The following is a 16,481-nucleotide window of genomic DNA, read 5'->3' as shown; positions in this document are numbered from 1 at the left end:
GTGAAAAAAGCGGTCATTCGAGTTATTGGAGTACCCATTGACCTTGGAGCAGACCGGCGTGGAGTGGATATGGGACCAAGTGCTATTCGCTATGCTGGGTTAAACGCTAGATTAGAGCGGTTGGGCTGGGATGTTGAGGATGTTGGCAATATAGAGGTTCCGATCCCAGAAACACGCGAGATTAAGAATAAGCGGCTGAAGTATTTAGACGAAATTGTCAAGATTAACGAGCAACTGCATCTCAGGGTAGAGGAGGCCATCAAAGAAGGGGTTGTTCCCTTGCTCCTTGGAGGGGATCATAGTTTATCGATTGGTTCTCTGGCAGGACTGGCTTCAAGTGGGCGGCGTTTTGGCTTGATTTGGTTTGATACGCACGGGGATTATAATTCCCTTGAGACAACGAGCAGTGGCAATATTCACGGAATGCCATTGGCTGTGGCCAACGGAATCGGAGCGAAGGAATTAACTTCGATTGGGGGGGAACAGAAAAAAATAAGAGAAGAAAACACGGTAATTATTGGGGCGCGTGATTTGGACCCCCAAGAGCAGGAAATGCTTCACCGCTCCAAGATTACAGTATTTACGATAAATGATATTGACCAAAGAGGAATGAAGGCTGTTATCAATGAAGGTATTCGTTTGGCCTCTCTGGGAACGGATGGAATTCATGTTAGTTTTGATTTAGATGTCCTTGATCCAGTAGAAGCACCAGGCGTGGGTACGCCAGTTGCTGGAGGAATAACCTATCGCGAAGCACATTTGGCGATGGAGCTTATAGCGGATTCGGGCCTGCTCATGAGTATGGATATGGTAGAAGTAAATCCCATTTTAGATTACCAGAATAAGACGGCGGAGCTCGCAGTAGGGTTGATTTGTTCAGCCTTTGGGAAACGTATTTATTAGCAAGAAATCCTTGTTCCGGGATGAGTTTAACTGGTAAGACATGATGCTATAGTTCATGTCCCTCAACCTTTTGAGGTATAATTAAAGGAAGTACAAGTTGATAAGGAGTTTTTTCCGTGCAGTTAGCAATCAAGGCGGTGGGAGAAGGGGCTAAGGCCTTATCGTTTCTTCTCGCTAAGAATCCCCAAAATCTATATGACAGGGCTGAAAAAGGGTATCGTGTTCGTCTAACCTATACGGTTTTCACAGAAACAGAAGTGGAAGTAATCTTGTTTGTTACTCCTGATCCGATTGAACTGGTAAAAAATAGTCCGGATTCCTTTAAGATTACGCAGTATATCAACGACCGAGAATTTGTCGCTAGCAGTTTGTTCTGCTCCTATGCCCGTTCAGCTTTAGGGACGGCTCTTAATGGACGGACTTTAGAGGAGTACCTCCCCTGGGTTACTCATGCCTTCGAACTTAACATAGGTTTCGGGCCAATTGCTTCTGATTTGCCAGATGCTGTCGTCAGGAGGCTTTTCGAACCTTTGGGTTACCAAGTCAATATTGAGCGTGGACAAGCAAACTACATGTTTAAGCTTAAAGATAAAAGTTCTGCCCGGTTTATCAATCTTCATGGTGCAGTCACCCTTCAGAATGCCTTGAAGCATCTTTATGTCCTCATACCAGTACTGGATAATTATAAGCATTACTTCATGGATGAACGAGAAATTGAGAAACTTCAGCGCCATGGGGAAGGGTGGTTGCTAAATCATCCGCTTAATGAAGTGATTGTCAAACGTTCGTTACGGTTTAGGGAACTCATAGATAAAGTGCCACCTGAATTAACGGCCAAGAAAACTGAGGAGTTTGGCTTAGATAATTTATTCGATGATCCTGTGCAACGTTCTGAGAAATCAGTAGAATCATTACAAGAACAAGAACAAGAACAAGAACAAGAACAAGAACAAGAACAAGAACAAGAAACGCTGGAGTTCCGAATAGAGGAGCCTAAACCGCAAGTTAGTTTAAATGAGCAACGTTACCAAACTATCGTCAAGATTATTGAAAATTTATCGTCAAAAGAGACAATCGTTGATTTCGGCGCAGGAGAAGGAAAACTTTCCGTGCGCTTAGGTTTCATTCCTCAAGTCAAGGAAATCCTTGCCGTGGAACCGACTGAAAAGTTACTACTTAGAGCTATGAAGCGTTTTGCACAGGCAAGTCAACAAGAGGGCTTTATTTCTCCCCTTCCGGTCTGGGGTTCCTTCTTTTATTATGATGAGAGGATGCGTAACAAGGACATCATGATTCTAGGAGAGGTGATAGAGCACATAGATGAGTATCGCTTGCCCCGGGTCATGAACACAATCTTTGCAAGTTACCAACCCAAAACGCTTATTATGACTACTCCGAATGTAGAATATAATCAAGTATACGAAATGAACGAAGAAGTTCGCCATAAAGACCATCGATTTGAATGGACTAGGGCTCAATTTACACAGCAGTGCAATACTTGGGCTAATCAATACTCGTATGGCGTTCAATTTGACGGGATCGGGCAGGAAATTGAGGGATTTGGTCATCCCACGCAGATCGGGATTTTCACAAGACAGGTGGGGATAGAACTATGAGTCAACAGATTGCATTTCCTCATGCAGGGATTGTATTGTTGGTAGGGCCGTCGAACAGTGGAAAGTCATCGTTACTTAATTACCTCGTGGAGCAAAGCATATTACTGGGATCAGAAATTGTGAGTTCGGACCAGTTTAGAGTTTTAGTTTCAGATACAGATTTTATTGATTATGGTAAACCCTCAAAGGATGAGCAGGAAGTTCTCTTTGCAAAGTATCAGCAGATTTCAGAAAAGGCCTTTGAATCGATGTTTGCTCTCATCAATATCCGCTGTGCCCTTGGTAAATTAACAGTAGTTGATGCGACCCATCTTTGGCCTGAGGATCGAAAGAAATCTATAGATATCGCCAATAAAAACCACGTCCCAGTCATGGCGATCGTCTTAGACGTGCCGGAAAAGAAACTTTTAGAGCGGGATGCTCAGCGAGAACTGCCAAGAGGACGAGATCGGATCAAAAAGCAGGTGCGTACCTTTAAAAATAACCTACGTTCCCTAAAAACAGAAGGGTTTGCAGTTCTATATAGCTTAAACGATGTTGAGCTCGAACAGTGTACCTTTGTGCGTTTATTTAACCCCATAGTGAAAGAGGTAGGAGCAGGCCTTGATTTTATTGGGGATATTCATGGCTGCTATTCTGAGTATTTGGAACTGCTCGATAAACTCGGTTATTTACAGAATGAAGAAGGGTTGTATGTTCATCCTGAAGGACGAAAACTTGTGTCAGTAGGTGACATTTTGGGGCGAGGACCGCAGAGTATTGAATGTTTGAAATTTTTTATAAATCACGTGGAGAAGGAACTCGCTTACATGGTAGATAGCAATCATGGCTGGAAGATCGCTCGCTGGCTCTCAGGCCGAAACGTTGAGTTGGCTCACGGGGATGAGATTGTCGCAGCAGAATTTGAAAACTTAGAAAAGGGACAGGGAAAAGAAGCCGCAGAACAATTCAAAGAAAAAGTTAAGAATTTTCTCCTCACTGCTCCATCAAATCTCGTGTTTCTTAAACATCGAGTTGGCGTAATTGTCGCAACCCATGCTGGAATTAGAGATAGCTATATTGGAAAACAATCGAAGAGAATTAGTGATTTTTGCCGATATGGTGATACGGATGGAGCGGACGATGCTGGCAAACCGATTCGAAAAGATTGGTTTGTCCACCATCAGTCGGGGGAAATTATCGTTTGGGGGCATGATCCGAGGCCACTGCCCCAAGTCATTAACAACACGATCAATATTGACCAAGGTGTCGTCTTTGGTGGTAGATTGACGGCGTATCGCTATCCGCAAAAGACGTTTGTCTCTGTGGTAGCACATGAGGATTATGCTAACGACCCAGAGAGTTTTTTGCAGAAATGGAAAAAAGAAAGGTTTAGTCCTCCGAACATCCAGAGTTTTCTCAATGGATTCTCTGTCAGCACAGAGGTCTACGGAGACATAAGGATACAGGAAGAATTTGTTAAGTCGTCGATTGAAGAAGTTTCCCATTATACTGTTCCAATCGAAGAACTAGTGTATATTCCGCCAACCATGAGCCCGACCACAGACCCTTCTCCTCAATTGGATTATCTCGAACATCCCAAAGAAGCCTTTGAGTATTACCGAAAACAAGGCATAACGACAATGGTCGTGGAAAAGAAACATATGGGAAGTCGCGCAATTTTACTCCTGTTTAAAGATGCAGATACTGCAGTGAATTATGTTGGAAATCCAACTCTAGGAACAATCTATACAAGGACGGGCAGAGCATTCTTTGATCGGGCTATGACCCAGACAGTTCTGGGGCAACTCAATAATGACTTGAATAGGGCCCAGTATTTTACCAAGAACAAGACGGATTTCGTTTTGCTTGATGCGGAGATTTTACCCTGGAACTTAAAAGCCAAAGAATTAATTAGTGCTCAGTATGCTCATGTTTCAGAAGTGGCGATCATGGATCGTCAAAGGATGTTAGATAAACTGCAGGAAGCTGAGCGAAACGGCTGGGAGGTTAATCCGTGGCTGGAGGAGTTTAAGAGTAAGTTAGAAAGTGCTGAGGTTTTCCGTGCTGTGTTTCAAAAGTACTGTTGGGATACCCAAGGGATTGAGGGGATAAAAATTGCTGCGTTTCATGTTTTGGCCTATAGTAAACGAACGAATTTTGATCAACCCCATCTTTGGCATATGGAACAGGGCAGGGAACTCGTCCAAATATCTGATTTATTCATAGAAACGGAGTATAAAGTCGTTAAAGATGAAGCGTCTGAGAAGGAGGCCATTCGCTGGTGGCAGGAAATCACGGAAGATGGACATGAGGGGTTTGTGGTTAAGCCAGAGACTTATATTGCTCGGAATAATAAAGGACGTTTAATCCAACCCGCGATTAAAGTCCGGGGGAGAAACTATCTGCATATTATTTATGGCATCGACTACTTGCAGTCTAAGAATTTAGCCCGCTTAAAACAACGCAATGTCAGCCGCAAGCAGCGTCATGCTTTAATGGAATTTGCCTTAGGAATTGAAGGGGTCAAGCGTTTTGTTGACAAGGAGCCGGTAGAAAGAGTTCATGAATGTGTTTTGGCAACCTTGGCTTTAGAGGCTGAACCAGTTGACCCAAGGTTATAGAGCGTCATACTACGATCATATTGACTAAGTTACGGAAACACCTTGTTAAGTGAAGTGTCCCCTCCCCAAATTTATACATAATGTACATAATGTACATAATGTACATAATGGTCATACTATGCACAATGTACATCATATGATATATTGGAGGTGAGGAGGGAATGACAATGTTATCTGAACTACAATTTACTGAGGCAAGGAGCCAATTTTCCACTCTTTATGATTCTGTATTTAATTCTTTTAACCCTGCTATTATTAAAAGAAAACAAACAGAACAAGTTGCTTTGCTCAGAGTGGATCTTCTTAAGATGCTATTAAATGATTACAAACTAAACCCTGAAATCATTCATGAAGAGGATAGTTCAATTACGCTTGCTCTAGATTCTCTGGAAATGTACGCAAATAATTCTACAACAGATTTAGCTGCCAAGGATTTGGTTGAAGACCTTAAAATATATGCTCAAGATTATATGGAACGCTCTCAACTTTTCTTTCATGCACCTAACCGCAAATCCCATTTTCCATATGTTTTGAAAATTTTGCTCTGCGACAATGACGAAGAAATTCGCACTCTTTTAGGACTATAATATATGGCACCGAAATTTGGAGACTTAAAACGTTATTGTGATAAAAACGGTTGGGTGATGATTCGCAACACCGATCATTGGTATTATGAAAGAATGCTTAATAATGGGACTGTTCTACGAACAAAAATAAGTCATGCTATTAGTAAAGAAATCCCTAAGAATTTGTGGGATAGAATATTACATAAGCAACTTCAGATAAGCGAAAGAGATTTCTGGAAAGGACTCTAGTAATGGCCTTGAAAAAAAGCCGTGATGACAAGAAAGCGACCACTTAAGAAGCGGGTAACATTATAGAAACAAAAAATTTTAAATAAGGACTTGACACGACGACATTAATCTATTAGAATCAAAACAATCCAAATTAAATTAACACGATGAAGGGAAGTCCCTAGCTTTTAGAGTTTAGAGAACTGACGGTTGGTGCAAGTCAGTCTACAGAGCTGAAGGATTCCATCCTGGAGTGGCCAATGATGAATTGTGACGGGTTCCGCCCGATAGCGCGGACATAAGTTGGCCGATTTTTGGCAACATGGGTGGCAACGCGGGAATAACCTCTCGTCCCTAATTGGGACGAGGGGTTTTTATAATTTTAAGCGTCTGTTTTCCTGTACCCTTAATCGACTAGAACTTGGGTGGCACCGCGGAATTCCCGCCCCAATGCTGGGGTGGGTTTTGTTTTTCCCTGGAAATCCAGTTTATAACATTTTATTAATAATTTATAAAAGAAGGTGTGTTTTATAGAAAAGTACTACTTTATGGAAACAAAATTGGCTTATAGTGTAGTGGTTAAATATTCCAATATAAATTCAAATGCATAAAATAAAGGAGGATTTTCAATGTCAAGAGTTTACAATTTTGCTGCAGGTCCCGCCGTATTACCGGAAGAGGTACTTAGAGAAGCAGCAGCGGAAATGTTAGATTACAACGGAACAGGCATGTCCGTAATGGAGATGAGTCATCGTTCGAAAGCTTTCGAACATATTATTGGTGATGCTGAAAAAGATTTGAGAGATTTAATGATGATTCCAGATAATTACAAGGTTTTGTTCCTTCAAGGTGGGGCATCCCAACAATTTGCCATGATTCCTATGAACTTAATGAAAAATAGAGTAGCCGATCACATTAACACAGGACAATGGGCAAAAAAAGCGATTTCTGAAGGTAAAATCTATGGAAAGATCAATGTCATAGCTTCTTCTGAAGATAAGACGTTTTCCTATATCCCAGATCTCAAGGACCTTAAGATTTCAGACGATGCTGATTATGTCTATATCTGTCATAACAATACCATCTATGGAACGAAATATAATGAATTGCCTGAAACTGGGGAGAAGATCTTAGTCGCTGACATGTCCTCAGATATACTTTCCGAACCTGTAGATGTAACAAATTATGGTCTTATTTTTGCTGGCGTTCAGAAAAACATTGGTCCTGCAGGAGTTGTTGTAGTCATCATTCGTGAAGATTTAATTAGGGAGGATGTCTTACCGGGGACCCCAACGATGCTAAGATATAAGACCCATGCAGATAACAATTCGCTGTATAATACCCCTCCAGCCTATGGCATCTATATTTGCGGTAAAGTATTTAAGTGGGTTCAGAAGCTAGGCGGGCTCGAGGCAATGAAAAGAAGGAATGTGGAAAAAGCCGCTATTTTATATGATTTCCTTGATTCCAGTAAGTTATATCGAGGGACAGTTGTAAAGAAGGATCGTTCTTTAATGAATATCCCTTTTGTCACGGATTCTGATGAATTGGATGCTAAATTTATAAAGGAAGCTAAGGCTGCTGGATTTGAGAACTTAAAGGGACACAGAAGCGTAGGTGGCATGAGAGCAAGTATCTACAATGCGATGCCAAAAGATGGGGTCAAGGCTTTAGTTGAATTCATGAAGAAATTTGAAGAAGATAATCAATAATTTAAGGGGTGGATGTAACCGTGTTTAAAATTAACTGTTTAAATCCCATAGCCAATGTTGGATTAGACCTATTTTCGGATCATTATGAAATGGTTGATCGTTTTAATGATGCAAATGCCGTGCTCGTAAGAAGTTCTAGTGTTCATGATTTGGAGCTACCCCCTTCGTTAGAGGCTATTGCCAGAGCAGGTGCTGGTGTTAACAATATTCCCTTGGATAAGTGTGCCGAAAGTGGAGTGGTAGTCTTTAATACCCCAGGCGCTAATGCCAATGGCGTAAAAGAAATTGTCATTGCTTCATTAATTATTGCTTCACGTGATATTTTTGGCGGAGTTAACTGGGTAAACTCTTGTCAACATGATCCAGAGGTTGCTAAACTCGTAGAAAAAAATAAATCGAAGTTTGCCGGAACAGAAATAAAAGGCAAAAAACTCGGGGTCATAGGACTAGGCGAGATAGGAGTTTTAGTTGCTAATGCCTTGAATAAGCTGGAGATGGAGGTCTACGGATATGATCCTTTCATTTCAGTGGATGCAGCCTGGAAGCTTTCAAAATTCATTAAACCTACTAAATCGTTAGAAGAGATTTATCGAGAATGTGATTTTATTACGGTTCATGTCCCTCTAACCGATACCACGAAGGGAATGTTTAACAAAGAAACATTTGCTATCATGAAGGATGGAGTGAAAATACTCAACTTTTCAAGAGATTCCTTGGTCATTGATGAGGATATGATTGAAGCCTTGAAGTCCGGAAAAGTCAGTCGATATATTACGGATTTTCCAAATCCTAAAGTGTGCGGTATCGAAGGAGTTATTACCATTCCTCATTTAGGTGCTTCGACAAGTGAATCAGAAGATAACTGTGCAGTTATGGCAGTCAAGCAATTAATGGACTACCTTGAAAATGGAAATATCATAAATTCAGTCAATTATCCAAACTGTGACATGGGGGTATGTATTAAAGCTGGTCGGATTGCCATTAATCATAGAAATATCCCGAACATGCTAAGCCAATTCACATCAACTTTCGCCAAAGAAAACATCAATATTCCGGACATGATCAATAAAAGCAAAGGACAGTATGCCTATACCGTACTTGATATTGAATCCCCTTCGACCCCTGAATTAGAAAAGAAAATCAGAGAAATTGACGGGGTTTTAAAAGTTAGAATCATTAAATAATCAGTACGAAGGTCAAGAGGACCAGCGAAACAAGGGGACAGGCATCGTGTTTCGCTGGTGGAGAAACAAGGTGCCTGGGTGCCTGTCCCCTTGTTTCACACCACCGTTTCAGAAGAGCTTTATGATGTGGAGGAAAGAGCATTGGCTGTTATTAGACCTTTTAATTCGCTAAGACCTAGAGAAGATGTTGTCAGTAAAGTGGCAGCACTCCCCTATGATGTTTATAATCGTCAAGAAGCTTTAGAAGAAGTATTAAAGCAACCCTTATCCTTTTTAAAAATTGATAGAGCAGAGACACAATTTGATAAGGACTTCAATCCTTATGATACTAAGGTCTATGAGAAAGCCAGAGATAGTCTTCAAGATATGATCAATGACGGTCTATTAATTAAGGAAGGTCAGTGCTGCTACTATGTCTATGAACTGACAATGGACGGCCGTTCCCAGACTGGTTTAGTAGGCTGTGCAGCAATAGACGATTATCTCGGTAATGTGATCAAAAAGCATGAGAAAACAAGAGAAGACAAAGAAATTGATAGAATAAACCATGTCGATATTTGTAATGCTCAAACAGGGCCTATATTTTTAGCGTATCGTTCTCAAAAAATTATCAATCAAGTGGTGGATTCGATAAAGAAGGAAACTCAATTATACGATTTTGTAGCTCCTGATGGAGTTAGACATACAGTATGGAAAGTAGATCAGGAAAGCGACATAGAAACTTTATCTACAGAATTTAAAACCATACAAAGCATCTATATAGCGGATGGCCACCATAGAACAGCTTCAGCGGTAAAGGTTGGCTTAAAAAGAAGAGAGGAAAATCCAGGGTATACTGGAGACGAGGAATACAACTTCTTCCTGTCTGTGCTTTTCCCACATGACCAATTGATGATTTTGGATTATAACCGCGTAGTGAAAGATCTAAATCAGCATAGTAAAGATGAATTTTTGGCTGAAGTATCTAAAGCCTTTTTAGTGGAAGAAATGGGGGCAGAACCCTATAAACCTATAGAAAAATCTACCTTTGGGATGTACGTAGAGGGAGTATGGTATAAGTTAACGGCAAAGGATGAAATCCGTTCAACGAATCCTGTTGACGGGCTCGATGTTGCATTGCTTCAAAATCATATCTTAACTCCAGTTCTCAATATCATCGACATAAGAACAGATAAAAGAATAGACTTTGTCGGTGGAATAAGAGGGCTTAAAGAACTTGAAAAAAGAGCCAACTGTGATATGAAGCTTGCCTTTTCAATGTTTCCGACTTCAATTAATGAATTGTTTGAAGTATCCGATGCAGGTCAATTGATGCCCCCCAAATCGACTTGGTTTGAGCCGAAGCTGAGAAGCGGAATATTTATTCATGAGTTAAGTTAGAGGGAAGACTTAGGTAAACTCGTTCAGCTAAAGCCGGACATCGAGGCTTCAGTTAACGATAGTCTGAAGTGACGAAAGCCACCAGTGATGACTATTTGAGGCTAGAAGAGAAAAAAACCAGACCATGTATAATACTTTAGAAACGGGTTATACTATGTTTTGAGATGAAGTTCATGGCAAATTCAGACTGATTGACAAGTTATAAATACTGCCGTTGGCATTGGTTGCAATCGCTACAGCCTTATTGGCTTGGTCCAAATCCTAAGTAGAACGTGAATTAGTCATCCAAACAGAGCCCAGATTGATGGGCTCTGTTTTTATCAATTTATAATAATAGTTGACAAAATTCCTAGTAGTGTTATAATACAATTAATTAAATTTTTTAAAAGCTAAGACGGAGTAAAGTAGTCTATTTATTACCTTTCAGGGAGGAAGAGTCTCGACTGAAAACTCTTCTATGTGTGATGATAGGTGAAGTTCCCTCCCGAGCTGCCCGGCTGAACGTAATCAAGTAGGCCAGGACGGTTCTTCACCGTTAACAGGAAGGGGGTATCGGATATCAATTCCCGTACCTTTGTCGAGTGGCCTTTTTGGCTTAAGTTGGGTGGTAACGCGAGATATAACTTCTCGTCCCTACATGGGATGAGAAGTTTTTTATTTTTGTTATAGCTAGACTGAGATATTCGACAAATGTGAATTGATAGACTGTACCTTTGTTGAGAGGACCAATTTGGTCAAAATGGGTGGTAACGCGGAAGTCCACGGCTTTCGTCCCTATAAGGGGATGTGCCGTGGACTTTTTTAATTTAAAATAAGGGAGGCAATTACTATGAAAGATTTGAAATTAGCAGGACTGAAGGCGGAACGTAGTTCTATTGAGGTTAAAGGGGTAACTATTGGGGGCAAGGAAATTATTCTCATAGGCGGACCCTGTGCGGTAGAATCAAGTATTCAGATGAGTCAATCGGCTGAGACCGTAAAAAAAGCGGGAGGAAAAATTCTGCGGGGTGGGGTTTTCAAGCCACGTACTTCCCCCTATAGTTTCCAAGGTTTGGGCAGGGAGGGGCTTAATTATTTAGTGCAAGCTGCTAAGGAACAGGATTTACTTTGTGTTACAGAAGTCATCGATGCTCCAAGCCTTGAGTTAGTGGTCGACGAGATTGACATTATTCAAATCGGTGCCCGAAATATGCAGAACTTCGAGCTTCTAAAAATGGCTGGTAAAATCAACAAACCGATAATTCTCAAAAGGGGTTTATCGGCAACGATAGAAGAATGGCTGCTGGCGGCTGAATATATTTTATCTGCTGGCAACCCGCAGGTTATCCTTTGTGAACGGGGAATTCGCACCTATGAACCCAGTACTCGTAACACCTTAGATCTTAGTGCAGTCGGAGTCGCTAAAGAGCTTTCACATCTACCTGTGATTGTCGATCCAAGTCATGCAGCGGGCAGAAGAGATTTGATCGCATCCCTATCTAAGGCCGCTATTGCCTGCGGAGCGGATGGGCTATTGATCGAGATGCACCCTAATCCTGCCGAGGCAGTCAGCGATGGAGCCCAGTCTTTGCACCCTGAACAGTTTATCCAACTTGCTGGGGAACTGGGTGTAGTCGCCGAATCGGTCAAGAGAATCTTCGCCTGTGGTGAGACAAAGGATGAGGAGTCACTTGAATCCTTGCGCAATCAAATTGACGATATTGATCAAACAATCATCGAATGTCTAGCTGCTCGGATGCAAATCGTCAAGAAAGTAGCGGATCAAAAGCGTCTGGATCGGGTGAAGGATACCGCTCGGGAAAGAGAAGTTTTACAGCGCCTTATTAATCTTGGCAATGAATTAGAGCTCCCTTCAGAATTGGTAAAGAAGATCTATCCTGTAATTTTCGAGGTGGCAGTTCAATTCCAAATCAAGCGAAAATTAGTGAAAGAAAAAGACCTGGATCTATCGCTTATTTCTCATTTAGGGAGTAAATAAATTTGGATATATAAAAATCTCTTCCTTAATAAGAGAAAGAGATGATTAATCACACCATCGTGGGAAAAGCAAAGGGGCCGTGGCGAAACTGATATGTTCCCCCCATGGTAGACAGGTTAAATAATAAAACCTACTACCAGGGGAGGAGCATATCAACTTAGTTTCAATACGGTCCCTTTTGGGCTAAATTATTTAGTTAATTCGTAGTTGTGAATTGCTATGACGCCATGCCAACATGTTGACTACTCGTCAAAATAAAATTACAATGTAATTACTAAGTCGGTCGGGTGGCTGACTGACCGAGATATGGGGTGAAATAATGAGTAAAGAAGATACAGAAGGACAACTAACCAGTGCACGACAAAGTATCCTTGATGCAGCAAGTAAATTGATTGCCCAGAAGGGCGTCAAAAATACCAGTCTGGCAGATATCTCAAAAGAAGTTGGCATAAGCAAAGGAACATTATATTACTATTATTCGAATAAGAATGATATTATCTATGACATTGCGGATATTCATCTTAAACAAATAACAGAAGAGCTTTTATCCTGGATAGATAATATTGAACAGAATATCGCGCCAGAGGAAATATTAAAGGTGGTATTCGAAAGAATATCCACTGCAGAAACCAGAGGTAAGCTACATCTTTACCTGATTAGTGATGCAGTAACAAGCAATGAACCTCTTAAGCAACGCTTCCGAGAAAAATATAAGGAGTGGAGAATAACACTGGAAGATGGTTTGAGAAAGGTATTAAAAAATAGAACAGCCGATTATAGCGTATTATCCTATATAATACTAGCAGCACTTGACGGATTTACAATTCAGTGGAGACTTGGTGTGGAAAAAATTCCCATTGACGGCATAGCCGATATCTTTTCGAAGGTTGAATAATTTTTTTAGGGCCTATCGGTCGGTCGGACGACAGATAAGTACATATGAAGGGTTAGGGGGTTGTGAAAAAAGTAATCATTACATATAATTGCCATTAACTTTGAATAGAAAGAGGGGGTTTATAATGTATAAATTGTATTGCAGGATTTATCAAAGTGTTTTTAAATTGGTTTCTTACCTGCTGCCTTGGCGTAAGCCCGAGTTAACTCAAGGAGCAAACAGCTTGAAAAAGCTGCCCAAGCTAATAAAAAGCAAAGGTATTAACAGCGTTTTGATAGTAACTGACAAGATTATTGCCTCACTTGGACTGCTCGATGAATTACTTAAAGGCTTAAGTGTTGAGGGTGTGGACTTTGTTGTGTATGACAGGACTGTTCCGAACCCAACCATTGATAATATTGAGGAAGCATTGCAGATCTACAAAGCAAACAATTGCCAAGGTATTGTTGCTTTTGGTGGCGGGTCGCCGATGGATTGCGCAAAAGGTGTGGGTGCGCGCGTAGCAAGACCTAGAAAGACCATTTCTCAGATGAAGGGCGTTTTTAAAGTTTTGAAAAAGATCCCACCGCTATTTGCCATTCCAACAACCTCTGGTACAGGGAGTGAAACCACAATTGCTGCCGTGATAACCGACAGCAAGACCCATGAAAAGTATGCCATTAATGACACTTCACTCATTCCACATTATGCTGTACTTGACCCGGTGCTTACTATTAATCTGCCGCCGCATATTACTTCGACTACGGGAATTGATGCTTTGACACATGCCGTCGAGGCTTACATTGGCAGAAGTAACACAACACAGACAAAGCAGCTGAGCAGAGAGGCAATAAAGTTAATTTTTGCAAACATCTTTGAGGCATATTCCAACGGTACAAACCTTGTCGCCCGCGCTAATATGCAACAGGCTTCCTATTTGGCAGGACTTGCCTTCACACGGGCCTATGTTGGTTATGTGCATGCCATCGCCCATACCCTAGGCGGATTTTACTCGGCTCCTCATGGACTAGCTAATGCTATCATCTTGCCCTATGTCCTAGAGTATTATGGTGAATCAGTGCACCAATCTTTAGCAGAATTAGCTGATTTGGTTGGTATAAGTGCACCGACCGACACCAAGCAACAAAAGGCAATGAAGTTTATTGAGGCCATAAAACAACTCAATCAAAGTATGGGCATTCCCAAAAAGTTCAAAGGTATTGTGGAGATCGATATTCCACTGATGGTAAAACGTGCTCTGGCAGAAAGCAACCCGCTTTATCCTGTGCCAAAGATTATGTTGAAAGAGGATATGATGAAGATTTATCATGTGATTAAGGAGTAGGTGAATATGGTTGGTTATGCTGGGAAAATCGCTAAGATTAATTTGAGCAGTGGTATAGTAGGAGACTATCTTGTATCCGATCAGGATCGAGAACTGTTTATAGGCGGCAAAACGCTGGCTGCAAAAGTCATTTATGATTCTTTCAAGAGTAAGGTGGAAGCTTTTTCTGAGGAAAACATAATTGTGATCACGACTTCCCCTCTTACCAGTTCAACATCACCCTGTTCCTCCAGATTCAATGTGTCCACAATTTCCCCTTTAACAGGTCTGTTGGTTTCCTCAAATTGTGGTGGAAGCTTTGGGTTGCACCTTAAGCGTGCCGGTTACGATGGACTTGTTATTTGCGGAAAAAGCAAAGAAAAGGTCTATATTGATATTACATCTGAAGATATTACAATCAAAAATGCTGAACATTTATGGGGCAAAAATACAGGTGAGGCTCAAGACCTGTTGGGTGGAAAAGGCAGAGGCAAGTTCGTCATAGGAATTGCTGGTGAAAATATGGTCAGGTATGCTGCTGTGATCAGTGAGGAGCGTGCAGCGGGGCGTGGTGGAGTTGGTGCTGTGTTTGGCTTCAAGAATCTTAAAGGGATTGTTGCCAGCGGAAAAGAGAACATAGAAATTTCCGCTCAGGAAGGTTTCAAAAAGCACAACCAGAATTGGATTAAAAAGCTTAAGTCACATCTACTTACAGGTGAACAGCTGCCAAAGCTTGGAACTGCTGGGCTTGTAAGTATGATGAATTTTCGCAATCAACTGGCGACCAAGAATTATTCAAGGGGTAATTATGACGACTTTGAAGCGATTAATGGTGAAACATTAAAGCAAGATTATACAATAAAAAATAAGGGCTGTGTGACTTGCCCAATACAGTGTGGCAGGGTGGTTAAAGCCTATGGAAAAGAAGTTAAAGGGCCTGAGCTAGAAACTTTGGGCTTGCTTGGCAGCAATCTGCTGAACAATGATCTGCAAAGTATCTTAAACCTCAATCATCTCTGTGACGAGTATGGACTTGATACCATTAGCTTTGGCAGTAGTGTTGGTTTTGCAATGGAGCTCAATGAAAAAGGTTTATGGAAGAATGGTTTAACGTTTGGCGATTGCTCACTTCTAGAGGAATTAGTTAAACAAGTAGCGACTCGTGAAGGAATTGGAGATGTATTGGCGGAAGGAACAAAACGCATTTCAGAAAGATATGGCGGTAGTGACTTTGCCATGAATGTTAAGGGTCTGGAAATTGCTGCTTATGAACCACGTGCAGCTCAGGGAATGGGCTTAGGGTATGCAACGTCAAACAGAGGGGGTTGTCACTTAAACGGAGGTTATCTGGTTGTGCTTGAAGGGCTGGGACTGAACGTGAGTGGAAAGATTGCCAGCGGAAAAGCTGCCTATACCATCTTCTTTCAGGATTTGATGGAGGCCGTATCAGCTGGTGGTACCTGTCTATTTACCACTTATTCATTACTACCAGAGGTGTTGGTGAAAAATCCGAATCAGAGTCTTGTAAGGTTTATTAACAAGGCAATCCCTTCTTTTAGTTGGCTAGTGGGCCTTTTGCATAACCATACAAGTTTAATGAACTTTAACCTTAAGAGTATCCTGCCCCATCCATATTCCATTAAAGCAGTGACAGGCTTTAATGCAACGATTGGAAGCTTTATCAAGACTGGTGAAAGGGGCTATAATCTAGAAAGGATTATCAACCTGAGACAAGGTCTGAAGGGTAGTGATGATACTCTGCCCAAGAGACTTACCAGTGAACTGCAAAGGGCAGAGGATGCTGACAGTCAGGTTAAACTGCAAGGAATGCTTAAGGACTACTACAAAATCAGAGGCTGGGATGACCAGGGTGTGCCAACAAAACGTAGACTGAAGAAGTTAGGTTTGGAAGACTATGGTGTATGATTACTGTTAAGTGTTTTGGGTTGATTAGTGTGGACTGCAGTATAAGGCAGTTGCTTGTAAAAGAAGGAACAGTAAGACAGGTCTTAAATGAGATCAGGCAAAGCTGTCCCAACATCTCAGAACAGGACCTAATAGAAGCAATTATGTTTGTCAATAAACAGCAAATCAGTGGAAATAAGCGTTTTTC

General features: G+C 41.3%; 12 protein-coding genes and 1 other annotated feature. All 12 genes read left to right on the top strand.

Features of this window, described 5'->3' with window-relative positions:
• On the top strand, nt 1-903 hold the full coding sequence (rocF, locus tag JL57_RS29180; protein WP_034145395.1) for an arginase: 903 nt from the start codon (nt 1-3) through the stop codon (nt 901-903).
• A 116-nt stretch (nt 904-1,019) separates the two neighbouring features.
• Nucleotides 1,020-2,519 carry a methyltransferase type 12 gene (locus JL57_RS29175; protein WP_034145394.1) on the top strand — a complete coding sequence of 500 codons (1,500 nt, stop codon included), beginning with the start codon at nt 1,020-1,022 and terminating at the stop codon, nt 2,517-2,519.
• Nucleotides 2,516-5,122: a polynucleotide kinase-phosphatase gene (locus tag JL57_RS29170; RefSeq protein WP_034145393.1), complete on the top strand. Its 2,607-nt coding sequence runs from the start codon at nt 2,516-2,518 to the stop codon at nt 5,120-5,122. Before JL57_RS29175 ends, JL57_RS29170 begins: the two co-directional genes overlap by 4 nt.
• A gap of 161 nt (nt 5,123-5,283) precedes the next feature.
• Nucleotides 5,284-5,709 carry an exoribonuclease R gene (locus tag JL57_RS29165; protein ID WP_366557130.1) on the top strand — a complete coding sequence of 142 codons (426 nt, stop codon included), beginning with the start codon at nt 5,284-5,286 and terminating at the stop codon, nt 5,707-5,709.
• A gap of 836 nt (nt 5,710-6,545) precedes the next feature.
• The gene (gene serC / locus JL57_RS29155; RefSeq protein ID WP_034145390.1) at nt 6,546-7,628 is read left to right on the top strand and encodes a 3-phosphoserine/phosphohydroxythreonine transaminase; all 1,083 of its coding nucleotides are present in this window, start codon (nt 6,546-6,548) and stop codon (nt 7,626-7,628) included.
• A 20-nt stretch (nt 7,629-7,648) separates the two neighbouring features.
• A complete protein-coding gene (locus JL57_RS29150) occupies nt 7,649-8,812 on the top strand; it encodes a phosphoglycerate dehydrogenase (protein WP_034145389.1) in 1,164 nt (387 codons plus the stop codon).
• A gap of 141 nt (nt 8,813-8,953) precedes the next feature.
• Complete coding sequence (locus tag JL57_RS29145) at nt 8,954-10,192, top strand: DUF1015 domain-containing protein (RefSeq protein WP_034145410.1); 1,239 nt, start codon at nt 8,954-8,956, stop codon at nt 10,190-10,192.
• Nucleotides 10,193-10,574: 382 nt separating this feature from the next.
• Nucleotides 10,575-10,830, top strand: a binding site (T-box leader).
• Nucleotides 10,831-11,021: 191 nt separating this feature from the next.
• Nucleotides 11,022-12,170 carry a bifunctional 3-deoxy-7-phosphoheptulonate synthase/chorismate mutase gene (locus tag JL57_RS29140; protein WP_034145388.1) on the top strand — a complete coding sequence of 383 codons (1,149 nt, stop codon included), beginning with the start codon at nt 11,022-11,024 and terminating at the stop codon, nt 12,168-12,170.
• A 319-nt stretch (nt 12,171-12,489) separates the two neighbouring features.
• Nucleotides 12,490-13,065, top strand: coding sequence for a TetR/AcrR family transcriptional regulator (locus tag JL57_RS29135; protein ID WP_034145387.1), 576 nt, complete (start codon nt 12,490-12,492; stop codon nt 13,063-13,065).
• Between the two features lie 124 nt (nt 13,066-13,189).
• Nucleotides 13,190-14,389 (top strand): iron-containing alcohol dehydrogenase, encoded by a 1,200-nt coding sequence (locus JL57_RS29130; protein WP_034145386.1) that lies wholly within the window; start codon nt 13,190-13,192, stop codon nt 14,387-14,389.
• Nucleotides 14,390-14,395: 6 nt separating this feature from the next.
• The gene (locus JL57_RS29125) at nt 14,396-16,294 is read left to right on the top strand and encodes an aldehyde ferredoxin oxidoreductase family protein (RefSeq protein ID WP_034145385.1); all 1,899 of its coding nucleotides are present in this window, start codon (nt 14,396-14,398) and stop codon (nt 16,292-16,294) included.
• Nucleotides 16,291-16,481: MoaD/ThiS family protein (locus JL57_RS29120; RefSeq protein ID WP_034145384.1), on the top strand; the 191-nt coding region annotated here is incomplete at its 3' end. The genes JL57_RS29125 and JL57_RS29120, both read left to right, overlap by 4 nt.

The sequence above is a fragment of the Desulfosporosinus sp. BICA1-9 genome (genome assembly GCF_000802135.1).
This window is presented reverse-complemented; position numbering and strand designations above follow the sequence as displayed.

Coding starts and splice junctions, on each gene's coding strand:
- JL57_RS29170 (WP_034145393.1), top strand. CDS start 2,516: ATGAGTCAACAGATTGCATTTCCTCATGCAGGGATTGTATTGTTGGTA.
- JL57_RS29165 (WP_366557130.1), top strand. CDS start 5,284: ATGACAATGTTATCTGAACTACAATTTACTGAGGCAAGGAGCCAATTT.
- serC (WP_034145390.1), top strand. CDS start 6,546: ATGTCAAGAGTTTACAATTTTGCTGCAGGTCCCGCCGTATTACCGGAA.
- JL57_RS29140 (WP_034145388.1), top strand. CDS start 11,022: ATGAAAGATTTGAAATTAGCAGGACTGAAGGCGGAACGTAGTTCTATT.
- JL57_RS29135 (WP_034145387.1), top strand. CDS start 12,490: ATGAGTAAAGAAGATACAGAAGGACAACTAACCAGTGCACGACAAAGT.
- JL57_RS29130 (WP_034145386.1), top strand. CDS start 13,190: ATGTATAAATTGTATTGCAGGATTTATCAAAGTGTTTTTAAATTGGTT.
- JL57_RS29125 (WP_034145385.1), top strand. CDS start 14,396: ATGGTTGGTTATGCTGGGAAAATCGCTAAGATTAATTTGAGCAGTGGT.